At 72.5% G+C, this 23118-nt stretch carries 19 protein-coding genes; 11 read left to right on the top strand and 8 right to left on the bottom strand.

The annotated features are described in order from the left end of the window. Positions 1-26: 26 nt before the first annotated feature. From AB0A95_RS11635 to AB0A95_RS11605, 7 genes are all read left to right on the top strand, one after another. Positions 27-524: a BlaI/MecI/CopY family transcriptional regulator gene (locus AB0A95_RS11635; protein WP_357555628.1), complete on the top strand. Its 498-nt coding sequence runs from the start codon at positions 27-29 to the stop codon at positions 522-524. Between the two features lie 10 nt (positions 525-534). Beyond that, complete coding sequence (locus AB0A95_RS11630) at positions 535-1440, top strand: M56 family metallopeptidase (RefSeq protein WP_357555627.1); 906 nt, start codon at positions 535-537, stop codon at positions 1438-1440. A 624-nt stretch (positions 1441-2064) separates the two neighbouring features. Then, positions 2065-3318, top strand: coding sequence for a cytochrome ubiquinol oxidase subunit I (locus tag AB0A95_RS11625; RefSeq protein WP_357555626.1), 1254 nt, complete (start codon positions 2065-2067; stop codon positions 3316-3318). 18 nt (positions 3319-3336) lie between these two features. Beyond that, complete coding sequence (locus AB0A95_RS11620) at positions 3337-4344, top strand: cytochrome d ubiquinol oxidase subunit II (RefSeq protein WP_357555625.1); 1008 nt, start codon at positions 3337-3339, stop codon at positions 4342-4344. After that, positions 4341-6017, top strand: coding sequence for a thiol reductant ABC exporter subunit CydD (gene cydD / locus AB0A95_RS11615; RefSeq protein ID WP_357555624.1), 1677 nt, complete (start codon positions 4341-4343; stop codon positions 6015-6017). Before AB0A95_RS11620 ends, cydD begins: the two co-directional genes overlap by 4 nt. Next, positions 6014-7945 carry a thiol reductant ABC exporter subunit CydC gene (cydC, locus tag AB0A95_RS11610; RefSeq protein ID WP_357555623.1) on the top strand — a complete coding sequence of 644 codons (1932 nt, stop codon included), beginning with the start codon at positions 6014-6016 and terminating at the stop codon, positions 7943-7945. Before cydD ends, cydC begins: the two co-directional genes overlap by 4 nt. A 67-nt stretch (positions 7946-8012) precedes the next feature. Then, positions 8013-8687, top strand: coding sequence for a permease prefix domain 1-containing protein (locus AB0A95_RS11605; protein WP_357555622.1), 675 nt, complete (start codon positions 8013-8015; stop codon positions 8685-8687). A gap of 28 nt (positions 8688-8715) precedes the next feature. Here the strand turns inward: AB0A95_RS11605 and AB0A95_RS11600 are convergent, their stop codons facing one another. Continuing rightward, a complete protein-coding gene (locus AB0A95_RS11600; RefSeq protein WP_357555621.1) occupies positions 8716-9057 on the bottom strand; it encodes a helix-turn-helix transcriptional regulator in 342 nt (113 codons plus the stop codon). 160 nt (positions 9058-9217) lie between these two features. Between AB0A95_RS11600 and AB0A95_RS11595 the strand changes: the two genes are divergently transcribed. Beyond that, the gene (locus tag AB0A95_RS11595) at positions 9218-10168 is read left to right on the top strand and encodes a DNA primase (protein ID WP_357555620.1); all 951 of its coding nucleotides are present in this window, start codon (positions 9218-9220) and stop codon (positions 10166-10168) included. A 39-nt stretch (positions 10169-10207) separates the two neighbouring features. Continuing rightward, complete coding sequence (locus AB0A95_RS11590; RefSeq protein WP_357555743.1) at positions 10208-12673, top strand: transposase; 2466 nt, start codon at positions 10208-10210, stop codon at positions 12671-12673. 236 nt (positions 12674-12909) lie between these two features. On the opposite strand, the gene AB0A95_RS11585 is transcribed toward AB0A95_RS11590, so the two are convergent. From AB0A95_RS11585 to AB0A95_RS11570, 4 genes are all read right to left on the bottom strand, one after another. After that, positions 12910-13503, bottom strand: coding sequence for an ATP/GTP-binding protein (locus AB0A95_RS11585; RefSeq protein WP_238680483.1), 594 nt, complete (start codon positions 13501-13503; stop codon positions 12910-12912). A 1-nt stretch (position 13504) separates the two neighbouring features. Further along, positions 13505-13879 (bottom strand): DUF742 domain-containing protein, encoded by a 375-nt coding sequence (locus tag AB0A95_RS11580; RefSeq protein ID WP_357555742.1) that lies wholly within the window; start codon positions 13877-13879, stop codon positions 13505-13507. 98 nt (positions 13880-13977) lie between these two features. Next, entirely contained in the window at positions 13978-14382 is a 405-nt protein-coding gene (locus AB0A95_RS11575; RefSeq protein ID WP_030329023.1) for a roadblock/LC7 domain-containing protein, read from the bottom strand. Further along, positions 14379-17972, bottom strand: a complete 3594-nt coding sequence (locus AB0A95_RS11570; RefSeq protein WP_357555619.1) for a nitrate- and nitrite sensing domain-containing protein — start codon at positions 17970-17972, stop codon at positions 14379-14381. The genes AB0A95_RS11575 and AB0A95_RS11570 overlap by 4 nt, the downstream gene beginning before the upstream one ends. A gap of 503 nt (positions 17973-18475) precedes the next feature. Between AB0A95_RS11570 and AB0A95_RS11565 the strand changes: the two genes are divergently transcribed. Next, positions 18476-18769 (top strand): hypothetical protein, encoded by a 294-nt coding sequence (locus tag AB0A95_RS11565; protein ID WP_357555618.1) that lies wholly within the window; start codon positions 18476-18478, stop codon positions 18767-18769. 5 nt (positions 18770-18774) lie between these two features. Here AB0A95_RS11565 and AB0A95_RS11560 read toward each other — a convergent pair whose 3' ends face one another. Next, positions 18775-19848, bottom strand: a complete 1074-nt coding sequence (locus AB0A95_RS11560) for an adenosine deaminase (protein WP_357555617.1) — start codon at positions 19846-19848, stop codon at positions 18775-18777. A 149-nt stretch (positions 19849-19997) separates the two neighbouring features. On the opposite strand from AB0A95_RS11560, the gene AB0A95_RS11555 reads away from it, so the two are divergent. Further along, positions 19998-20846 (top strand): putative RNA methyltransferase, encoded by an 849-nt coding sequence (locus AB0A95_RS11555; protein ID WP_357555616.1) that lies wholly within the window; start codon positions 19998-20000, stop codon positions 20844-20846. Positions 20847-20848: 2 nt separating this feature from the next. Here AB0A95_RS11555 and AB0A95_RS11550 read toward each other — a convergent pair whose 3' ends face one another. Next, positions 20849-21529 carry a DUF4272 domain-containing protein gene (locus AB0A95_RS11550; RefSeq protein ID WP_357076316.1) on the bottom strand — a complete coding sequence of 227 codons (681 nt, stop codon included), beginning with the start codon at positions 21527-21529 and terminating at the stop codon, positions 20849-20851. Between the two features lie 112 nt (positions 21530-21641). Further along, on the bottom strand, positions 21642-22922 hold the full coding sequence (locus tag AB0A95_RS11545) for a thymidine phosphorylase (RefSeq protein ID WP_357555615.1): 1281 nt from the start codon (positions 22920-22922) through the stop codon (positions 21642-21644). Between the last annotated feature and the right edge of the window lie 196 nt (positions 22923-23118).

Genomic DNA, 23118 nt, shown 5'->3' with positions numbered 1-23118 from the left:
TCTACTACCGGGGGTAGGATTGGGCTGTGACTCGGTTGGGCGATCTTGAGCGTGCGGTGATGGACGTGCTGTGGGACGTGGTCCCCGGTACGTCGGATGGTGTGACCGTGCGCGAGGTGGCCGACGCGCTCGATGGCCGCGAGCTGGCGTACACCACTGTGATGACAGTGCTGGACCGGCTCGCCGGCAAGGGCATGGTGCAGCGGGAGCGCGAAGGTCGGGCCTGGCGGTACCGGCCGGCGGCCAGCCGCGAGGCGCACATCGCGCAGCTCATGCTTGACGCTCTGGACCTGGGCGGCAGCCGGGACGCCGCGCTGGTGCGCTTCGCCCGCTCGGTCACCGGCACCGAGGCCGAGGTGCTGCGGGCGGCGTTGGGGCACGAGGCCGGGCTGGACACCACCGCCGGTAGCACGGGTATGGCCGGACCGAACGCGTCGAAACCGGCCGGGTCGGATGCCGACCTGACCGACCGGGTGGACGGGCCGGTGGGCCGGCGACCTGCCGGCGAGACAGCGGAGCGGTAGGGCGCGCGCCATGGCCTACGCCGTGCACTTCGCCGCCACCATGCTGGCCTGCTATCTGACGGCTCAGGTGTTGGCCCGTTCCACCTGGACGTGGCGCAGCCCCCGGGTGGCGATCATCTGCTGGCAGGCCGTCGGGTTGGCGCTGGGTCTCTCCGCGATGGGCCTGCCGATGGCGCTCGGGTTGAGCACGTACGACCTGCCAACCGGAAGTGCGCTGCTCGCCCTCGCGAATGACCTCGGCCACGGCACCCTGCCGGCCGGAATGAGCACCTTCCACCTTGCCGGCGTCGGCGTGGGCTTCGGCATCGGCGCGGTGCTGGTCACCACGACCGTGCGCAGCATCCACGGCACCGTACGCGCGCAGCGCCGGCACCGGGACCTGCTCTCCCTGGTCGCCCGGGACGATCCGGCCGCGCCCGGCGCGCTGGTGCTGGATCATCCGAGTGCCGCCGCGTACTGCCTGCCGGGCGTGAAGCCGCAGGTGGTGGTCAGCGCCGGCACGCTGAGCCTGCTGGACCGGGCCGAGCTGGCCGCGGTGCTCAGCCACGAGCGCGCGCATGCCCACGAGCGGCACGACCTGGTGCTGCTGCCGTTCACCGCGCTGTGCCGCGCGTTGCCGTGGTTCGCCTGGGTCCGCGACGCCCACGAGCGGGTCGCCCTGCTGGTCGAGATGCGGGCCGACGACAAGGCCCGTGAGCTGCACGCCGAAGCGCCGTTGGCGGGAGCGCTGCGCCGGTTCGCCGCCGCCGGTCACCGAATCACCCCGGCGGGCGCGTTGGGCATGGGCGACCGCGATCTTGACGTACGGGTCCAGCGTCTCCTGGTCAGTGACCGGCCGCCCCGGGTGCTCGGCACCACCGCCCTCGCGGTCGCCACCACGCTGGTCGCCCTCCCGATCTCGCTCTTCCTGAGCTGACCCCAGCGCTCCACCCGAGCTGACCCCAGCGCCACACGCACCCCGCCGCACGCTTTCGCGCCCCAGGCACCGGCCACCCGCGCACCCCACACCCGCGCCCGCCCACCCCGCTCCCCGCGTTCCCGCGCGCTGCGCCCGGCGCCCGATCCGAAGATCGCGCCCGATCCAGGATCGAGTGGCATCCACGGCCGGCGAGGCCACTACATCCCGATCAACGCCGTTGCGTGAGGTGGAACGGCTGTTCGTCAACCAGCACCGCCTCGCCGATCATGGAGTTGTGGTGGGTGACAGAACGCCCGTAAACCCCCCAAAGTCGGCACCACAACTCCATGATCGCCAGGCCGGGCCCCTGTCTCGGGTTGGCCCGCCGGCTACAGCCCTGACGCAACGGTGTTGCTTGACATGTTCGAGCGCGATCTTGCGCGGCGCGGGGCGGGGCGGCGAGCAGGGCCCGGCGGCCGGCACACCCGACGGGGCCTTGCCAGCCAGTGCGACCCTGCCCGGCCGCACATCTACTACATGATGTCGTAGACTCGGCTACGACATCATGTAGTAGTCGGACATGTAGAGAAACTACGTGTAGGGTGGCTACGACAAGGGAGCCAACACTACGGAGAGCCGGCCATGGACACCCTGCTCCTCGCCCGCCTGCAGTTCGCCACCACCACCTCGATCCACTTCCTGTTCGTGGTCGTCACGCTCGGGCTGGTCACCCTGCTGGTCGGGATGCAGACCGCCTGGGTGGTCACCGGCAATTCGAAGTGGGAGCGGCTCACGCGCTACTGGGGTCAGCTCTACGTGATCAACTACGTGCTCGGCATCGCCACCGGCATCGTGATGGAGTTCCAGTTCGGGCTGAACTGGAGTGGCCTTTCGCGCTACGTCGGCAACGTCTTCGGCGCACCGCTGGCCCTGGAGACGCTTGTGGCGTTCTTCCTGGAGTCCACGTTCCTCGGGATGTGGATCTTCGGCTGGCACCGGCTCGGCAAGGGCGTCCACCTCGCGTTGCTGTGGGGTGTGGCGATCACCGCGTACGCGTCGGCCTTCTGGATCATGGTGGCCAACTCCTGGTTGCAGAACCCGGTCGGATACGAGGTCCGCGACGGGATCGCCCACCTCACCGACTTCGGCGCGCTCCTCACCAACCCCACCCTCGGCATGGCGTTCGGGCACGTGGTCTCGGCCGCGTTGCTTGTCGGCGGGATGCTGATGGCGGCGGTCAGCGCGTGGCACCTGCTGCGGCGTACCCCTGACTTCGCGCTCTTCCGCACCTCGCTGCGGATCGGCCTGGTCACCTCGGCGCTGGCGATCTCCCTGGTGCAGGGCTTCGGTTTCGCCCAGTTCGGCCCGGTGGGCGAGGCGCAGCCGACCAAGTTCGGCGGCCAGAGCGCGGAGGCCCAGGCGCTGATCGCCGAGTGGACCGTCCGGTTCGGCCCCGGCGACTACACCCCGCCGGTGCTGGCCAGCGTCGGGCTCGGCTTCATGATCCTGACCGGCTTCACCCTCGGCTGCGTCTGGTTGCTGCTGCCCCTGCTCTTCCGCGACTGGATCATCCGGCTGCGCTTCCCGCTCTGGCTGATCCTGTTGGCGCTGCCACTGCCGTTCGTCGCGGTGATCCTCGGTTGGATCTCCCGGGAGGTCGGCCGGCAACCCTGGGTGGCGTACGGGCTGCTCCCCACCGAGCAGGCGGTCTCCCCGGTCGGCGCACCGCTGATGCTGGCCTCGCTGATCGGGTTCAGCCTGCTGCTGGGCGCCCTCGCCGTCACCAACTGGGTGCTGCTGGCCCGCCACGCCAAGCGCGGCGCTGTCGACCCGGCACTCGGCCGCCCGCCGGCGACGCCCGACGAGCCGGCCCTTCCCGAACCCGCCCTCGTCTGAGCATCTGAGGAGAAGACCGTGGACCTCGCCTGGTACGCCCTGCTCGGCCTCTTCTTCGCAAGCTATCTGGTGCTCGCCGGCTACGACTACGGCGTCGGGCTGCTGCTCGCGCGGGGCGGAAGCCCTGCCGGGCGGCGGGCCGCGCTCACCGCGCTCGGCCCGTTCTTCCTCGGCAACGAGGTCTGGCTGGTGGCCGCCGTGGGCATCCTGTTCGGCGCGTTTCCGGTGCTGGAGGGCGAGTTGCTCGCCGGCTGCTATCCGGCCGTCGCCGGCGCTCTGGTCGGCGTCATCCTGGTCACCGCCGGGGTGCAACTGCGCAGCCGGCACGCCGACGAGCGGATCCGCGCCCGCTGGGACCGCATCGTGACGATCGGCAGCGCACTCGCCGCACTGGGCTGGGGTGTGGTGCTCGCCGCGCTGTTGCAGGGCGTACCCCGCCAGGCCGACGGGCACGTCGCCGGGGTGTCGCACCTCGCCACCCCGTTCGCGGCCGCCGCCGGGCTGGCCATGGTCGCTCTGGTCGCGGCACACGGCGCGACCTTCCTCACCCTGCGACTGCCGGCCGCCGAGGCCGCCGTGCTCGGCCACACCGCCCGCCGGCTGGTGCGGGTGGCGCTCACCGCTGTCGCGCTGGCCACCGTCGTGGGCCTGCTGTCTGCCCGGGTACGCGACGCGGTCCAACGGCCGACGGTGGCCGTACTCCTGCCGGTGCTCCTCGTGGTGGCGCTGCTGGTGGCCCGCGCGGCGCTGGCGCGGCGGCGGCCGGGGTGGGCCCTGGTCGCCACCGGCACCGCCCTGGCGCTGCCGGTGGTGCTGGTCGGCGCGGCCCTCTGGCCCTACGTGCTGGTGTCCACGACCGACCCGGGCGCCTCGCTGACGGTGGCCGACGCGGCCGCCAGCGCACCGACACTGCGGCTGCTGGGCTGGGTGGCGCTGCCGCTGCTTCCGGCCCTACTAGGCTTCCAGGCGATGTGCTGGTGGGTTTTCCGAGGACGGACCGACGGCAGGGCACCGGTGTACTGGTGAACCGCCGTCCGTTCGACCCGCGTCTGCTGCGCCGGGTCCCCGCGGCCCGGCGCGATCTTGCCGTGCTCGCGCTGCTGGGCGTGGTCGCCGCCGGGTTGATCGTGGCGCAGGCCACCGCCCTCGCGTCGGTGCTGGCCACCGCCGTCGACGGTTGGCTGGATCGGCAGGCGTTGGCCGGCTTCATGGTCGCGGTCGGGGCCCGTTCGGCGCTGGTCTGGGCACAGGGCACGGTCTCGGCTCGGGTCGCCGCCACGGTCAAGGCCGCGCTGCGGGCAGACCTGCTCGGTGCTGTGGGCCGGCACGGCCCCGGTTGGGTGGCCGGGCAGCGGGCCGGTGAGATCGCCACCCTGGCCGGACGCGGGTTGGACGCGCTGGACGCCTACTTCACCGGATACCTGCCGCAACTGGTGCTCAGCGTGACGGTGCCGCTGGCGGTGCTGGCCCGGGTCGTCTTCGCCGACTGGAGTTCGGCGGTGATCATCGCGCTGACCCTGCCGCTGATCCCGGTCTTCGGCGCACTGCTCGGTTGGCAGGCGCAGGCCGCCACCGAACGGCAGTGGCGCCGGCTGTCGCTGCTCGGCGGACACTTCCTGGACATGGTCGCCGGGCTGCCCACGCTGCGCGCGTTCGGGCGCGCCCGGGCGCAGACCGACGTGGTGCGGCGGATGGCCGACGGGCACCGCGTGGCCACCATGAAGACACTGCGGATCGCGTTCCTCTCCGCACTGGTGCTGGAGCTGGTCGCCACCCTCTCGGTGGCCCTGGTCGCGGTGCCGGTCGGCCTCCGGCTGCTCGGCGGCGGGCTGGCCCTCCAGACCGCGCTGCTGGTGCTGCTGCTCACCCCGGAGGCGTACCTGCCGCTGCGGTCCGCCGGCAGCCGCTTCCACGCCAGCATGGAGGGGCTCGCCGCGCTGGACGAGGCACTGACCATCTCGGCAGCGCCCGCCGCACCCCGGGCCGCCGAGGGCGCCACCACACCGAACGCCCGACGCGAGATCCGGTTCGAGGGGGTGACAGTCGCGTACGAGCGGACCACCGCGCTGCGCGACGTCACAGTGACCATCCGGCCCGGCGAACGGATCGCCGTCATCGGGCCCAGCGGTGCCGGCAAGAGCACCCTGCTCGGCCTGCTGCTCGGTTTCGTGACCCCGACCAGTGGCCGGGTCACCGTGGACGGGGTCGACCTCGCCACCGCCGACCTGGACGCCTGGCGTCGGCAACTCGCCTGGGTGCCGCAACGGGCTCACCTCTTCGCCGCCTCGCTGGCGGACAACATCCGGCTCGGCGCACCCGACACCCCCGCCGACGCACTCGCCGCGGCGGTGCACGACGCCGCCCTGGACGACGTGCTGGCCGGCCTGCCCGACGGCCTGGACACCCTGCTCGGCGAACGCGGCCACGGGCTGTCCAGCGGGCAGCGGCAGCGGGTCGCGCTGGCGCGGGCATTCCTGCGTGCCGCACCTGTGGTGTTGCTCGACGAACCCACCGCCCGACTGGACACGGCAGCCGAGGCGGTGGTGCTCGACGCCACCCGCCGGCTGGTCGCCGGGCGCACCGCGCTGCTTGTCGCGCACCGACCGGCCCTGCTCGCCGATGCCGACCGGATCCTGCGTGTCGAGGACGGTCGGGTCACCGAGTTGACGCCCGAGCCGACCGGAGGGGCGCCCCGATGACCGCGGCACACGGACCGGACCCGGCAGACGCGCAGCCGGCCGCCGCCGCGCAGGACGGGCCGGCCGACACCGCGCAGGGCGCGCGGACCGCCGCCGCGCCGGACGGGCAGACCGGCACCGCCGCACCGGGCGGGCAGTTCAACGCCGCCGCCGCACCGGGCGGGCACAACGCCGCTGCCACGGGCGGGCGGCTCGACGCCGAGCAGGCCGTGTTGCGGTTGGCCCGGCCGTACCTGGGCCGCCTCGTCGGGGCCGGGCTGCTCGCGGCCGCCACCGAGTTCGCCGGGCTGGCCCTGATGGCCACTGCCACCTGGCTGCTGACGAGCGCCGCCGGTCAACCCCCACTGGACCGGCTCACCGTGGCGATCGTCGCGGTCCGGGCGCTGGCGATCAGTCGGGGCGTGTTGCGCTACACCGAACGGCTCGCCGGGCACGACGCGGTGCTCCGCATGATCACCGATGTCCGGGCCCAGGTGTTCGCCACCCTGGCGGCCCGCCGCAGCGCCGTACACCGCTCGGGAGACGTGCTGAGCCGGCTGGTCTCCGACGTCGAGGCGGTTCAGGATCTGCTGCTGCGGGTGCTGGTCCCGGGCGCGGCGGCGACACTTGTCGGCGTGCTGGCGGTCGCCGGGGCCGCGTTGATCTCGCCGCCGGCCGCCGGGGCGCTCGCCGTCGGGCTACTTGTCGCCGGTGTGGCGCTGCCCGCGTTGGCCACAGTGGTCACCCGCCGCAACGCGGCCGAGGTGGCCCCGCTACGTGGCGCACTCGCCACCGACGCGATCGACCTCACCCACGGCGCCGCCGACCTGGCCGCCTTCGGGGCGACCGACGGCATGCTGCGCACCGCCGAACAACGCGCCCGCCGGCTGGCTCGGCTGGAACGCCGGCTGGCCGCCACCGGGTTCGCGGTGGACGCGGCCGGGGTGCTGACCGCCGGGTTGACCGCCGCCGCAGTGGTGCTGGCCGCGCTGGCCGCCGACGTACCGGGGGTGCTGGTGGGCGTCCTGGCCGTCGGCGCACTGGCCGCCGTCGAGGTGACACTCGCGCTCGTCGCGGCGGCCCGGCAGTGGACGCAACTGCGGCCCGGCCTGGCCCGGGTGGCCGCGCTGCTCGACCCGGGCACGCCGGCTCGCCCGGCCACGGACGGCAGCACCGACCCGACCGGCCCACACGAACTGCGCTTCGACGACGTGACGGTGCGCTACCGGGCCGGCGCCGCGCCCGCCCTGGACGGCGTCAGCCTGGACCTGCCGGCGGGGCGCAGGATCGCGGTGGTCGGCCCGAGCGGCGCCGGCAAGAGCACACTGGCCGCCGTGCTCACCGGCGCCGTCCGGCCGGTGTCCGGCCGGGTCACCCTGGCCGGTCAGGATCTCTCGGCGTACGCCGAGGAGGCGCTGCCCCGCACGGTCGGCGGGCTGCTCGCCGAGGCGTACGTCTTCCACGCCACGGTGCGGGAGAACCTGCTGCTCGGGCGTGCCGGGGCCGACGAGGAGGAGCTGAGCGCCGCCACCGCCGCCGCCGGCCTGCTGGAGTGGGTACGCGCCCAGCCGGCCGGCTGGGACACGCTTGTCGGCGAGGAGGGCGGGCAGCTCTCCGGTGGCCAGCGGCAACGGTTGGCGCTCGCCCGGGCCCTGCTCGCCGCGCCACCGGTGCTGGTGCTCGACGAGCCCACCGAGGGGCTGGACCCGACCGCCGCTGACGCGGTGCTCGCGTCCGCTCTCGCCGCCGCCCCCGCCGGGCACTCGGTGCTGCTGATCAGCCACCGGCTCAGCGGATTGGCCGGGCTGGACGAGATCGTCGTCCTCGACGGCGGGCGGGTGATCCAACGGGGTCGGCACGCCGAGCTGGTCGGCACCGACGGCTGGTACCGGGACCAGTGGCTGCTCCAGGCGGCGGCCGAACGGGGTTACCTGGCGCTCGCCCCCTGACCGTCCTCCGGGGCGGACCAGGGTTCCCCCCGAGGCCGGCGTGGTGAAGTCGTGGCAGGGTGGTGCCATGCCGCGCGGTGAGGATGTGTTGGTCGACGAACACCTGCGGGAGTTGGCCGCCCGCTTGCAGGGGCCGACGCGACTCAAGACCGACCTGCTGACCGAGGCCCGGCACGGGCTGCTGGACGCCGTCGAGGCGTACCGGGAGAGCGGTGTGCCCCCCACGGAGGCGCAGCGCCGGGCGGTGGTCGAGTTCGGCTCACCGGCGCAGTTGCTGCCCTCCTGGCAGGCCGAGCTGGCGGTGGGCGCGCTGCGCGGCCTCTCCCTGCGGATGCTTGCCGTCGCCGGGGTCGGAATGGCCGCCGGCGACCTGACCTGGCGCGGGGCGAGCTGGAGCGACGGCCCCCGACCGCCGGCCGGTTACGTGCTGCTCTCCCACTCGGTCGACTGGATCTGGATCGGCACGCTGCTGGTCGCGGTGGCCGGTCTGCTGGTGGTCGCGGCGAGCGCCAGGTCGCCACGACCGGGCCTGGCCGTGGCGCAGCGCGCGGTGGGCGCCGGCCTGACCGGTCTGCTGGCCCTTGGCATGGTCACCGGCTGCGCCCTCTTCACCTGGTCGCTCAACCTCTGGGACGAGGCACTGCGCTGGCCACCGATGATCATCGGTGCGGTGCTGGTGGGCGGGGCGTACTTCTCGCTGACCCGCGCGACGCGTGGCTGGCTCCGGGCCGTCGCCCGCTGACCCAGACCGCTGACCCAGGTCGGGGGGGTCAGGCCGGGGTGACGGGTGGGCTGCCGGGATCGAGGAACCGGCCGACGGTCAGTTGGAACTCGTGCCAACCGGCGCGCTCCCCGGCCAGCGCCCGGCGGCCGGAGTCGGTGAGCTGGTACGTCCGCCGTTCCCGACCGTTGACAGTGCTCCAGGTGCTCGCCACGTGCCCCGCGCGTTCCAGACGGCGTAGCGCCGGATAGATCGTGCCGGTGGGCAGGTCCAAGCTGCCGTCGCTGCGCTCACGCAGCGCCTCGATGATGGCGTAGCCGTGCTGCTCGCCCTGCTCCAGCACGGCAAGCAGCAGAGCGTCGAGATGGCCGTGCAACGACTGGGCCTTCATACGTAGCTACGCTACTTGTCGAACGGCCGCTTCGCCAGCGGCAGTCACCAGCAGGTCGAACCCACACGCCAGCCGGCCACCGGGGTGCGGGCATCGGTCACCCGGGGCCGCCGACTAGGGTATGTGCCCAGAGTCACTCGTCGGTCAGAGACCCCGGCGGGTGGGCAACCCGAAGCACACGGAGGTCAGCGTGGCCCGCCAGTCGCCCCAACGGCCCGACGCCGACGAGCCCGAGCTCGACGACACCACCGGCGCGGCCGAGCCAGATCAGGCCGAGGAGACCGACAGCGCGTCGGCCTCGGTCGACCGTTCACTCTGGGACGAGCTGCGCATCGATCCGGTGGAGATCGCCCTGCCCGCCGGCACCGGCTTCACGCTTCGGGCGTACCGGCCGGCCAGCGCGCTGACCCCGACCGACGTCACCGAACGCGACCAGGACGACCCGTTCCTCGCCCGCCGCCAGGTCGTCGAGGACGAGGACGACGAGACCGTCGTCATCCTCGACGAGGAGCTGGCCGAAGAGTTCGCCGACAGCGACGAGGACGAGTCGACGGCCCGTCGCGCCGCCGGCAAGGACGAGGACGAGACCGAGGCCGACGAGGCCGACGAGGACGAGGCGGACGACGAGGAGGTGCCGGTCTTCCTCAGCCACCAGGGCAAGCTGCTCCTGTTCAAGACCCCCGAGTCGCTTGTCAGTTTCATCCGGTCTGGCGCTCCCAACGATCTGTCCCAACTGGACAGCTGGAATGAATTGTCCGAACGGGTGGAGCCGGCCGACATCGCTCCGCTCGACGAGGACACCTACGAACTCGACCTGGTCGTGGAGAATCTGCGCGGCGGGCACGACACCTGGGATTCGACCCTGCTGATCGAGGCTGGCGAGATCGCGCGGGACATCTCGTACGCGTTGCGGCTGCCTGCGGTACTCGACATGCTCTCCGCCGGCTCCAGCCTGGACGACCTGGACGAGGCGCTGCGCGCCACCACCAACGGCGGGATCGGCGCTTTCATGGGTCGGCGACGGCTGAAGAAGATCGGAGCACAGACCGCGAGTTTGGGTTGGCGCACCATTGTCGGCAAGATCTCTGCGGTGGTGGACTGGCGCGACTGACCCGTACCGGGGAGCATCAGTTGCTGGCAGAGGAAAGACCTGTCCCGGGAGGAGGACGACGCCGTGGCGCTCGTGCGCGTTTACTGCGGTCTGGCCTCGGCGGATCCGGCTGACCGACCGGCCTCCGCCGGTTCGACGCTGACGTCCGCTGTGGTCGACGACGCAGGCCGTCTGCTGCATGTCTGCGAGATCAGCGACGACGCCGCTGGCTACGCCCAGCTCGTCGCGCTGCTCGTGGAGCGGTCGGGCGGGCCGAGCGGTGCGGCCATCGCCGCCGACAGCGACGACCACACGGTCACCTCGCTGTTGAGCGCGGCGGGTCGGCCGTTGGCTATCGCCGACGACGATTCGGTGGACGACTTCGCCGAGCGGTTCGCCGATGACGACTCGTTGGAGGAGATGCAGTCGCCTCCGGCCGAACGTCGGGCCGTCGGCCTGGCCCGCGCGTTGCAGGCGGGCGCGCTCTCCGCGGTCACCCTGCCGGCACCCCGGGATCTCGCCGGCTACAAGCAGGTCCTCTCCGCGCACGCCGCGCTGGCCAGCGGTCGGCACTCCGCCGCCGTGGCGCTGCGCGAGGTGCTGCGTGAGCTCTACCCGGCGGCGCTACGCGCGTACCCGGATCCGGCCGAGCCGGTCTCGCTGGCGGTGCTGGACGCGCTGCCCGAGCCGGGCATGCTCGGCGGCACCGTCGCCCGGGGCCGTGAGGTGTCCGTCGCGGCGGACGCCATCGCCGCGCACCTGGCCGCCGACGGGGTCGCCGACGCCGAGGAGATCAACGAGGCGGTCACCGCACTGCGGGTCGCCATCTCCGAGACGCCGCGCCGCGCCGCGGTCAACCGGGCGCTCACGTCCGCGGTGGCCGAGACGGTCCGTCAGGCCGTCGCCTCCGTGCGGGCCTGCGACGCGGGATGTGAGGCGCTGGTCAGCGCGCTCAGCTCCCGGGTCAGCACGCCCACCCAGGCGCCCGGTCGCCGGGCCGCCGCCCGCCGTGGCGAGACGGTCGGCGAGCTGACCAGTCTGGCCGGCAACACCGCGGGGTTGACCGGTCTGGCGGGCACCGGTGCCGGTCTGCGGTCGGTCCGCCCCACCCCGCCCGCCGTCGACCCCGCACCCGCCGTCGGTCGGCGCAGCCGCCCCGAGCCGATCCCCGGTAACGCACCGCTGGCGTCGCCCCGCCCGCTCGGGCCGCCACCGGTCGCCCCGCAGCCGGTCACGCCGCCGCCGGTGGCACCCGCGCCGATGGCACCGGCGGCGATGGCTGGCCCGCCGTCGTCCCCGCTGCCCGGGCGCACCGATCCGATGCCCAACCGGATCGACGGCCCGACCAACCGACCGGTGTCGTCTCCGCCCCCTCCGCCGCCCGGGATCACCCCGATCGCACCCGCACAGCGGGGCATGGTGCCTCCGGCAGAGGCCGGTGAGCCGTTCCGGCCGACGCTGACCACCGCCGCGATCAACAACGCGCGCGCGGAGCGGCAGCGCACCGTCATCCCGCCGCGCCCCAAGACCAACGGCGAGCCCCGGCCGAGCCACCTGCAACGCCCGGTCGAGGAGCCACCGACCGGCGGGTTCAGCGCCACTGATCTCAGCATTCCGGTGCCGACCCCCCGGCCTGGTCAGGAGTCGGCACCACCCGGCTCCCGGGCCAACTGGCCGCTTGTCAACAACCCGGAGGACCCGGCCGACAGCTCACCGAACAACCCGGCTCCCTACTCGTACGGCGGCGGCCGCGGCATCGACGCGCCGACCGACCCGGGTCGCGCCGACGGTCGGGTCACCCCGCCCTGGTTGGCGGACGACCTGCCCCAGGAGCCCCCCATGCTGCGGCTGGTGGAGCCACCGCCGCTCGCCGACCGGGCGCTGCGCGAAGGGCTCAACCCGCCGGCCGACGCGCACCTGGAGACGCCGCCGTTGCGGTTGGTCGACCGGGAGCAGGCCGCTCGCGCCGGTCGAGCGGCCGCACGCACCGACCGCACGGCGGAGCACCGGCCGACACCCCCGGTGGAGCACCGGCCACCTCCACTGGAGCGTCGATCGCCTCCGGTCGAGCACCGCCCGCCACCGGTCGCCGACGAGGGCGACGGCGACCTGCTGATCTTCGCGCAGGCCAAGTCGGCCTGGTTCGTCGGTCAGGCCGAGGAGACCGACCTGGACTGGTCGACCACTGCCGACACCGGCTGGCAGGCCGCCGAGCAGGCAGCCCGTCCCGCGGTGGGTGCCGAGACCAACGCCGGGCTGCCCAAGCGCGTGCCTCAGGCCAACCTGGTCCCTGGTTCTCCGCTGCGCGAGGAGCGCCCACTGCGGATAGTGCGTGATGCGGCGAGCCTCGCGGAGAACACCACAGGCTACTTCCGTGGCTGGCGTCGCGGACAGGAGATCGGCGGCTTCGCGGTGGGTGGTCGGCCCGGTCGCGAGGCGGCCGGCGGCTGGGACTTCAGCCGCGACCACGGGGACCGCGACGACGACCGGGAGTACGAGTACCGCTCCGCCGGTTACCAGTCCTGACCGGCACACCCCGCCGGCGTCAATGAGCGCGCCCCCAGTCGGCTGACTGGGGGCGCGCTCGCGTCAGTGCGATGTCCTGCGGACACGACAACGCCGCTCCCCGAAGATCGTGGAGGAGCCGCACCCCCGCAGGGGGGCGACACCTTCCAGGCCACGAGAAGCGGCGTGAGGAGCGCGGCGGGCAGGGCGCGACGCCCGATGGCGGCCGGAGCCACCACCGGGCGGGCGATGCCCGATCAGGCCGGGGCTACCGCGCGCGTACGGCGCATGGTGAGCACGTACTCGACAAGCGAGATCAGCACGTGCTTCGTCGACTCCCGGTTACGGGCGTCGCAGGCCACCACCGGCACGTCGCTCGAGATCGCCAAGGCGTCTCGAACGTCCTGCGGGTCGTGGTACTGCATCCCGTCGAAGCAGTTGATCGCCACCAGGTACGGAAGGCGTCGGTGCTCGAAGAAGTCGATCGCCGCGAAGCAGTCGGCCAGCCGGCGCGTGTCGACAAGTACGACCGCACCGATGGCGCCCCGAACCAGTTCGTCCCACATGAACCAGAATCGGGTCTGACCCGGCGTACCGAACAGGTACAGGATCAGGTCACGGTCGATCGAGATCCGGCCGAAGTCCATAGCCACCGTGGTCGTCGTCTTACCCGGCACCTGCCGGGTGTCGCCGACGCCCACGCCGGCGGAGGTCATGATGGCCTCGGTGGTCAGCGGCGTGATCTCCGAGACCGAGCCGACCAGCGTCGTCTTACCGACGCCGAATCCACCGGCGATAACGATCTTCGCCGACGTCACGCGCCCACTCGGGTTCGGTGGGCGGTGCGACATGTCAGAGCCTGCGAAGTCCACTCAGCACCCTCTCCAGCAGTTCAGTGCCCACCGCGTCGTCGGAGTCGTCCAAAATGGTCGGCTCGTGAACCGCGACCAGGCCGTCCGTCGCCATGTCGGCGATGAGCACCCGGGCCACACCGAGCGGGAGCTGCATCCGCGCCGCGATCTCCGCGAGCGATTGCACGCGACCGTCACACAGCGCGGCGATGTACTGGTGTTCGCGGCCCTGGCCACCGTTGCCATTGGCAGTGGCCCGGCCGCGCACCGTCGTCTCGACGAGCGCCTCCAGTGCGATGTCGAGCCGAGGACGGGTACGACCGCGGGTCACGGCGTACGGACGGACCAATGCTCCGGTTGGTTCGTCACGATCCATCTCGCCGCTCACCCCCTTCGTGCCCGCTACCGGCTCCCACCGGTGAAACCCGTCGTTGTCGTCGTTGCAGTCGTGCCGACCTCACGATCGGCGAGGCGTCAGCCAAGCATGCCCGCGGCCGCACGCGGCTGCGGGGTCAGGGCGTCGCCCACCCGGTCGACCAGCAGCGCCATCTCGTAGCCCACCTGGCCCACGTCGGAGCTGCGGGCGGCCAGCACGGCGAAGGAGGAACCGTCCGAGATGGACATCAGGAACAGGAAACCATTGTCCATCTCCACGACGGTCTGCAACACCGCGCCTCCCTCGAAGCAGCGGGCTGCCCCCTGGGTCAGACTGACCAGACCCGAGGAGATCGCGGCAAGCTGATCGGCCCGGTCGCGCGGCAGATCCCGTGACGACGCCAGGAGTAGGCCGTCCGCCGAGACGGCGACCGCATGCGCGACGCCGGGCACCCGGTCGGCGAAGTTGGCCAGCAGCCAACCAAGATCCTGCGTAGTTGTCATCCTTCTTGCTCCTTCTGCCCGCTCCCGGCCACCGGGCCTGAGCCAGACTGCGAGGATTGCCCTCCCGGAGTTGCCTCCGGGCTGGTCGGGTTGTCCGAGGTGCTACGCCCTCGCTGCACACCCCGGTGGTAGGCGGAGAGCAGGCCACGGACCGCCTCCGGGGAACGGCGCTGGACCGAGGTGGCGGGCTTCTCCACCGCACCCGGTACGAGTTGCGCCATCGGCTTGCGCTTCGGCAGGCCGGTAGTGGTGGTCTCGCTCACCGGTGCCGCGCCGGCCGCCGCCGAAGCGGCACGCCAGCCGTCGTCGGCCGCGGTCTGCCAGCCGTTGCTCTGCGGTTGGGGCCGGCGGTTCGGCAGGCTCTCGGCGAGGCCGGGGCGGGTGCCCTCGTTCGCTGTGGAGCCGTTGTCCCGCGGCGCTCCTCCGGCCGTCGGAGTGTCTGCCATCGGTGTGTTACCTGTCGTCCCGGGTGGTGTCTTGTGGACTGTCCGACCGGTGGCCTCGACCGTGGCGAACTGCTGGGTCGCGGTGTCGCCGTTCGTGCTCGGCTGGGCGCCGGCGGCGGACTCCTCCGAGCCCGGGCGGCGGGTACGGAACCAGGCCGACTCCAGCTCTCGGAAGATCGGCAGCTCCATCGTCTCGTCCGCGTACCGCTGCCGGTTCTGCGCCTGCGGTTGCTGTGGCGTCGGCCGAGTCTGCGGAGCCGGAGCCGGAGCCGGCACCGGTGCCGGCGGCTGGGCCGCGGCGGGCGGCTGCTCGCCGGGCCGCGGCACGCGCGGCAGCTCCGTCGTCATGTCCAGGGCGGCGGCGAGCCGCTCCGGCACCGGCGGGGTCGCCGCGTCCCGCTCGCCGCCCGGCACCGGCGGCCAGGCCGGGGGTGCGGGGGCGCTGGGCGCCTGCGCGGGTGGGGTGGACCGGGTCGCGAACCCGCTGAACGACTGGCTGGACGCCGGTGGCACCGAGTACGGCTGGGCCGAGTACGGCTGACCGGACGCCGGCGACGCGGACACCGGAGAGGCGGACACCGGCGGACCAGCGTACGGCTGCCCGGAGGCCGGGGCGGCGGACACCGGCGCAGCGCCGTACGGGGCACCCGAATAGGGCTGCCCGGAGTATGGCTGACCCGAGGCCGGCGAGGCGGAGACCGGCGCACCGGAGTAGGGCTGCGCGGAGACCGGCGGCACCGAGTACGGGTGCGTCTCGGGGCTGCTCGGCAACTGCCGGGGAATGGACGGCTGCTGACCGGTGGTCGGAGCGTCGTCCCCGGAGCGGCGCTGCGGCAGCGGGTCGATCGGCTGGCCGTTGGCCGGCCGCGGGGTGAACCCGTCGCCGCCGTTGACGCCGTTCGTCCCGGCCGCACCGGTCAGATCGGACCAGGCCGGCATCGAACCGTACCCACCGGCGTTGGCCGGGGTGCCGGCACCGTTGCGCGACGCCGGCTCGAACGGACGACCGCCGAGGGTGACCTGGTTGCCGGACTCGCTGGAGCGCGGGTGGTTGCCCAGCGCGGGCAGCGCACCGAAGACCGGCGCGGGCCCACCCTGCTGGGGTCCGCCGGCCGCGGGCAGGGCCGGCGGTTGCTGCTGCCGGCCGGAGAGCGCCCGGGGCACCAGCACCGAGGTGGGCAGCGTCACGTCTGCGACAGTGCCGCGGTCGGAGCCGGGGCGCAGCTCGACGCGGACACCGTGCCGGGACGCCAGCCGGGCGACCACGACGAGGCCCATCATCCGGGACACCGCCACGTCCACCTGCGGCGGCGTCGCCAGCCGTTCGTTGAGGTCGTGCAACTGCTCGGCGCTGATGCCGATGCCGCGGTCCTCGACGTAGAGCGAGGAGCGGTCGCCGACCCGGCGGGCCTCGACCATCACCTGCGAGTCGGGCGGCGAGAACGCGGTGGCGTTGTCGAACAGCTCGGCGACGAGGTGCACCAGGTCGTTGACCGCGTGCGCGGCGACCTCGATGTCGCGGTCGATGACACCGAACTCGATGCGGGTGTAGTGCTCGACCTCGGACTGCGCGGCACGCAGCACGTCGATCAGAGCGGCCGGCTCACGCTGCACACGTGTGGAGTCGGCACCGGCGAGCACCAGCAGGTTCTCGTCGTTGCGGCGCATCCGGGTGGCCAGGTGGTCGAGCTGGAACAGCTCGGCCAGCCGGTCCGGGTCCTCCTCGCCGCGCTCCAGCCGGTCGAGGTGCCCGATGAGGCGGTCGACCAGGATCTGTGAACGGCGGGCCAGGTTGACGAACATGGTCGCGACGGAGGCGCGCAGTGCGGCCTGCTCGGCGGCCGTGCGGACGGCTTCCAGGTGGACGGCGTTGAACGCCTCGGTCACCTGACCGAACTCGTCCTTGCTGCGCACCGGTAGCGGTTCGGCGATCTGGTTGGCCAACTGCACCGGGGAGAGCTGCCCGACGACCTGCGGGTCACGCAGTCGGGCCACCGCCTGCGGCAGGCCGTACTGGGCGACGGAGAGCGCACCCTGCCGCAGCTCACGCAGTGAGCGGGCCATCGAGCGGGCGACCAGGTACGCGAAGAGGATGGCCAGCAGCAGCATGCTGAGCAGCAGGCCGGTCTCCAGGAAGACCTGGCGCTGGACGTCCGAGCGGAGGGTGTCGGCCTCGGCGACCACCTCACCGTCGAGCTTCCGCTCGACGGTGCGGATCAGCCGGGCGTTGGCCGTCATGGCGGCCTCCCACTGGTCCGGTTTGAACGGCGCGTCGCGCATGTCGCCGGTGGTGTTGCCGTCGATCCAGCCGGTGTAGTTCTGGGCCTCCCGGCGGTCGCCGCCCGCGACCGTCTGGTCGTGGAACTTCGCGTCGTCCGGGGTGGCGACGGCCTTGAAGCTCTGTAGTGCCTGCTGCTGGCCGGTGCCGCTGGCGATGTAGTCGGTGCGCAGCGCGGGCGTCAGGCGCTTGCCGCCCTTCACGCCCAGCGCGCGGTGCACGACGACCCGGCGTGCGGCGAGGAACTCCTTCTCCCGGGCGACCGCCGCGGCGGCGCGCATCCGGTCGCTCAGGTCGTTGTCGCCGGCGAGCTGCGTGGCCGAGTCGCGGATGGCGAGCAGGTCGCTGATCAGGCCCTCGTACGCCTGGACGGTCTCGGTGAGCGCGAGCTTGCCGTTGAACACCTGGCTGCGGATGCCGGACAGGTCCTGCAGGTTCTGGTCGATGCCGTCGAGCAGCGCCTCGAGGCTGCTCGGCAGGTCCTCGACCTCGGTCCGCTGCTGACGGTAGGGGCCGGCTTCCTGGTCCACCCGGGAGTTCACCCGGTTGTAGGCCTCCTGGTACTGAGCCGTCGGCTGCGTCCCGTCCGCGCCCAGCAGCAGCACGGCGGCGGTCCGCTCGTCCTGGAGGGCGTCGACCAGGTCACCCGAATAGCTCGACAGGTTGGCCAGGTCGCCGGCTCGGTTGGCATTGTTGAGCGTCTCCACGTGGTCGACGAGACCACTGGTGCCCACCACGACCGTGGCGATGGTCGGCACGATCATGATGAGACCGAGCTTGGACCAGATCGGCATGTCCCGGAGCCGGCTGGCCGGCCGGCGCAGCCGCGACAGGAAGGAGCCCGCCGTCTTTGGCCGTTTGCTCACGTCACCGCCCTCGCGATTACAGCTTCAACGCGTTGCCTCCGGGCAACGCCCAGCGACCGACCCGGCGGGTCGGACCCCCGAGATTCCATCACGCCGGTCGACAAGAAGAAAGCCCAGGTTGTCACCTACCGAAGGTGTGATGAGATGTTGATGCGATTTGATAGCAGTCCGTCTGGCCGGAGTAACTGAAGGTAATGGAACATCCGCACCGCGTTGTCCTCCTCGCCGGGCCTTCCGGGTCCGGGAAGTCGTACATAGCCCAGCAAACCGGCCTCCCGGTGCTCTGCTTGGACGACTTCTACAAAGACGGCGATGACCCTACGTTGCCGCGACGAAACGACCAGGTGGATTGGGAATCACCAGAGTCCTGGGACGCCCCGAGTGCGGTGGAAATCATTGCCCAGCTAGCTCGTGAAGGCCGCGCCGATGTGCCGGTTTATGCGATCGGCGTGGATCGACGGGTGGCCACCCGGTCATTTGATCTCGCCGGATCGCCACTTTTCGTGGCTGAAGGGATTTTCGCCGCCGAGATTGTCGAGGAGTGCCGTCGCCGAGGGCTGCTGGCCGGGGCGTACGCGCTGCGCCGGCCGCGCGGCGCGACATTCCTGCGCCGGCTGGCCCGCGACCTGTCCGAGCAGCGCAAGGCGCCCCGGGTGCTGGTCCGCCGGGGGGTGGCGCTGTTGCGGGCCGAGCCGGCGGTGCTGCGTCGGCAGACCGGGCTGGGCGCGGAGGCGGCCCGCGCCCGGGAGGTGCTGCGTCGGGTGGCTGGCCTGCTCGCCGGCCACCCGCACGCCTGAGCCGATCAGGCCAGCAGGTCGGCGTACGCCGGCTTGATCACCTCGTCGATGATCCGCAGCCGCTCGTCGAAGGGGATGAAGGCGCTCTTCATCGCGTTGATGGTGAACCACTGCATCTCCTTCCAGCCGTAGCCGAAGTTCTCCACGAGCAGCGACATCTCCCGCGACATCGACGTGCCGCTCATCAGCCGGTTGTCGGTGTTGACAGTGGCCCGGAACCGCAGGTCCCGCAGGAGGCCGATCGGGTGCTCGGCGATCGAGGCCACCGCCCCGGTCTGCACGTTCGACGAGGGGCACAGCTCCAGCGGGATCCGCTTGTCCCGCACGTACGCGGCCAGTCGGCCGAGCGCGCCGTCGGGGGCGATGTCGTCGACGATCCGCACCCCGTGACCGAGCCGGTCCGCACCGCACCACTGGATTGCCTGCCAGATCGACGGCAGACCGAACGCCTCACCGGCGTGGATGGTGAAGTGGAAGTTCTCCCGCTGGAGGTATTCGAAGGCGTCCAGGTGCCGGGTGGGTGGGAAGCCCGCCTCGGCGCCGGCGATGTCGAAGCCGACCACCCCGGCGTCCCGGTGCCGCACGGCCAGCTCCGCGATCTCCTGCGAGCGGGCGGCGTGGCGCATCGCGGTGAGCAGGGTGCCCACCCGGATGGTCAGGCCCGCCTCGACGGCCTGGGCGGTGCCCTCGGCGAACCCGGCCAGCACCGCCTCGACGACCTCGTCCAGGCTCAGGTCCTGTTCCAGGTGCTGCTCCGGGGCGAAGCGCACCTCGGCGTAGACCACCCCGTCGGAGGCCAGATCCAGTGCGCACTCGCGGGCCACCCGACGCAGTGCGGGCGGGGTCTGCATGACCGCCACGGTGTGCGCGAACGTCTCGAGGTAACGCTCCAGGGAGCCGGAGTTGGCCGCCTCCACGAACCAGCGTCCGAGCGCCTCGGGGTCGGTGGTGGGCAACTCGTGCCCCACCTCGGCGGCCAGGTCGACGATCGTCGCCGGCCGCAGCCCGCCGTCGAGGTGGTCGTGCAGCAGCGCCTTCGGAGCCTTGACAATGTCCTCGTACTGGATAGTTGCGACCATGCTCAGACCCTAGCCAGCGACGGATATGACCGGGTGTGGGAGGTCGCTTGAGGTCCCGGCTCCGGCCCAGGACGGCCGGAACTAGGCTGAACGGCATGGAGGCAGCACGGTGAGGGGCAGCCCGCCACACCGCTCGGCGGCGGCCTGACGTGGACCCCCGCATCCTCGACCGGCTGCGCTGCCCGGTCTGCGGCGAGCCGCTGGGGCTGGCCACCGACGCGAAAGCACTGCGCTGCCCACGGCGGCACAGCTTCGACATCGCCCGCCAGGGCTACGTCAACCTGCTCACCGGTCGGGCCCCGCACGTCGGCGACACCGCCGAGATGGTCACGGCTCGCGCGGACTTCCAGGCCGCCGGGCACTATGACGTCATCTCGGCAGCCCTCGCCGCCGCCGCGAGTCGGGCCGCGGCGGACTTCGGGGCGTACCCCCTGGTGGTGGATGCCGGCGCCGGCACGGGCCGGTATCTCGGCGCGGTGCTGGCGGCGCTGCCGGACGCCGTGGGTCTGGCCCTGGACGTGTCCAAGCCGGCGTTGCGCCGCGCGGCCCGCGCGCACCCCCGGGCCGCCGCGGCGCTCGCCGACACCTGGCAGCGGCTGCCGCTCGCGGACGCCTCGACCGCAGTGCTGCTGAATGTCTTCGCCCCGCGCAACGGCCCGGAGTTCCACCGGGTGCTCGACCCGGCGGGCACCCTGCTGGTGGTCACACCCGACACCGATCACCTCACCGAGTTGGTAAGTGCGTTGGACCTGCTGCGGGTGGACCCGGACAAGGCCGACCGGGTGGCCGCCAGCCTGGGCGGGCACTTCACGTCGGTCAGCTCGGCGGTGCACCGGACCGAGTTGACACTGACCCGGCCGGAGGTCGCAACCCTGATCGGGATGGGCCCCAGCGCCTGGCACACCGACCCGACCGCACTCGGCACCCGGCTGGCCGCGCTGCCCGAACCGGTCCGGGTAACAGTGGCGGTCCGGCTCGACGTCCTGCGACCCCGCTGACCTCAGGTGGAGAGGTCGACCTCTTCCCAACCGGGCGGCTCGTCATGGTACGGCCCGCGCAGGATCACCGCCCACTCCAACGCCCAGCGGCGCTGCCCGATCGCGTTCGCGTCGACAAGGCCCGGCGCCCGCCGACCGTCGCGCTCGGTCTCCAGGTACGCCCAGTCCAGGCAGTAGTGCAGGTCGAGCAGGGCGGCCGCGTCGGCGGGGTGCTGCGGCGCGGTGAGGATCCGGGAACGCCAGCGCGGGAACGTCTCCCCCTCGGCGATGTGCGGCAGCCGCTCGACCAGCCGCTCGTCGACGGCCAGGGTCGGGTCGAGTTGCTTGCTCAACCCGAGCACCCAGGCCAGCGCGAAGAGCGCGTCGTGGTGCAGCACGAACGAACGGTGGTCGCCCTTGCCCCCCATCACGAACTGCCACTCCGGCGGCGTGACCATCTCGACCAGGTGCGAGCCGAGCAGCCAGCTCATCGCCGCCTCCGGGGGCATCCCGAAGCAGCGGGCCAGGATCAGGTGCAGCACGGCGATCCGCGCCTCGATCTCCGCGGTGGGGCGCAGGTCGATCTCGTCTCCCGGCTCCCAGACCAGCGGAAACTGGGCCGGCGGCAGCGGCAGACCGAGCCGGGACAACTCGTCCAGGCTCGCTTCGCGCACCTCACGTGGGTTGGGAGCAGCAACGGTCACGGCGGGTCTTCCTGTCTGCTCGCGCCGGCTCAACGCCGGTTGTCCCCCCTTGGCCTGCGACAATAGCGCTCCACGGTGACCGACACCACGCCACCCCGACCCCTGTTTCGCCTCAGCCGACGCGTTCGATGACGAGCGGCGTCGCCGCCGGGGCGGTCGGCGCGATCCGCACCGCGTCGGCGGCCTCGGCCAGCGCCGCCGGAATCCGCGTCGCGTCCTCGGCACGCAGCTCGTAGAGGGGGTCACCGGCCCGGACCGGGTCACCCGGCCGTTTGTGCAACACCACCCCGGCCGGCACGCTGACCGGGTCCTCCTTGCGGGCCCGACCCGCGCCGAGCCGCCACGCCGCAACCCCCATGGCGTACGCGTCGACGGCCGCGACGTGCCCGTCCCGCTCGGCGCGGACCACCTCGACCTCGTTGGCGGTCCGCATCGGCGCGTCCGGGTCGCCGCCCTGCGCCCGGATCATCGCCCGCCAGGAGTCCATCGCCCGGCCGTCCCGCAGCGCCGCCGCCGGGTCGGCGTCCGGCAGGCCGGCCGCGTCGAGCATCTCCCGGGCCAGCGCGAGGGTCAGCTCCACCACGTCGGCAGGCCCACCTCCGGCCAGCACCTCGACCGACTCGGTCACCTCCACCGCGTTGCCGATCGCCAGGCCGAGCGGGGTGGACATGTCGGTGAGCAGGGCGACAGTCCGAACGCCGTGCGCACCACCCAACTCGACCATCGTGCGCGCCAGCTCGCGGGCCTGGTCGACGGACTTCATGAAGGCACCCGAGCCGACCTTCACGTCGAGGACCAACGCGCCGGTGCCCTCGGCGATCTTCTTGCTCATGATCGAGCTGGCGATCAGCGGGATCGCCTCCACGGTGCCGGTGACGTCGCGCAGCGCGTACAGCTTGCGGTCGGCCGGGGCCAGCCCGGCACCGGCCGCGCAGATCACCGCGCCGACCTCGTCGAGCTGGGCGATGAACTCGTCGTTGCTCACCGTTGCCCGCCAGCCCGGGATGGACTCCAACTTGTCCAGCGTGCCGCCGGTGTGCCCGAGCCCGCGGCCACTCAACTGCGGCACCGCCGCGCCGCACGCCGCCACCAACGGGGTGAGCGGCAGCGTGATCTTGTCGCCGACGCCGCCGGTGGAGTGCTTGTCGACTGTGGGCCTGCGTACCGTCGAGAGGTCCAGCCGCTCACCGCTGGCGATCATCGCGGCGGTCCACCTGGCGATCTCCGGCCCGGTCATGCCGTTGAGCAGGATCGCCATCGCCAGCGCAGACATCTGCTCGTCGGCGACAACCCCCCGGGTGTACGCGTCGACCACCCAGTCGATCTGCGCGTCCGACAGCACCCCGCCATCCCGCTTGACCCGAATAACGTCAACAGCAGCAAAACCGCTCACTCTGTGGTTCCTTCTCACGTCGTTGTGAATCCGTCCGGTGCCGTGCCAGCCGCTCGGCGCCCCATGATCGCGCCCGACCTCAACCACAACGCCGTTGCGTGAGGTGGAACGGCTGTTCGTCAACCAGCACTGCCTCGCCGATCATGGAGTTGTGGTGGGTAACAGAACGCCCGTAAAACCCCCAAAGTCGGCACCA

This window comes from Micromonospora sp. NPDC049230, from assembly GCF_040647875.1.
Classification (GTDB): Bacteria; Actinomycetota; Actinomycetes; order Mycobacteriales; family Micromonosporaceae; genus Micromonospora.
This window is presented reverse-complemented; position numbering and strand designations above follow the sequence as displayed.

What these genes read in the sequence shown, in the direction of transcription:
- AB0A95_RS11600 (WP_357555621.1), bottom strand. Translation starts at nt 9,057, where the DNA reads ATGAAGGCCCAGTCGTTGCACGGCCATCTCGACGCTCTGCTGCTTGCC.
- AB0A95_RS11630 (WP_357555627.1), top strand. Translation starts at nt 535, where the DNA reads ATGGCCTACGCCGTGCACTTCGCCGCCACCATGCTGGCCTGCTATCTG.
- AB0A95_RS11560 (WP_357555617.1), bottom strand. Translation starts at nt 19,848, where the DNA reads ATGGTCGCAACTATCCAGTACGAGGACATTGTCAAGGCTCCGAAGGCG.
- AB0A95_RS11625 (WP_357555626.1), top strand. Translation starts at nt 2,065, where the DNA reads ATGGACACCCTGCTCCTCGCCCGCCTGCAGTTCGCCACCACCACCTCG.
- AB0A95_RS11575 (WP_030329023.1), bottom strand. Translation starts at nt 14,382, where the DNA reads ATGACAACTACGCAGGATCTTGGTTGGCTGCTGGCCAACTTCGCCGAC.
- AB0A95_RS11605 (WP_357555622.1), top strand. Translation starts at nt 8,013, where the DNA reads ATGCCGCGCGGTGAGGATGTGTTGGTCGACGAACACCTGCGGGAGTTG.
- AB0A95_RS11580 (WP_357555742.1), bottom strand. Translation starts at nt 13,879, where the DNA reads ATGGATCGTGACGAACCAACCGGAGCATTGGTCCGTCCGTACGCCGTG.
- cydC (WP_357555623.1), top strand. Translation starts at nt 6,014, where the DNA reads ATGACCGCGGCACACGGACCGGACCCGGCAGACGCGCAGCCGGCCGCC.
- AB0A95_RS11585 (WP_238680483.1), bottom strand. Translation starts at nt 13,503, where the DNA reads ATGTCGCACCGCCCACCGAACCCGAGTGGGCGCGTGACGTCGGCGAAG.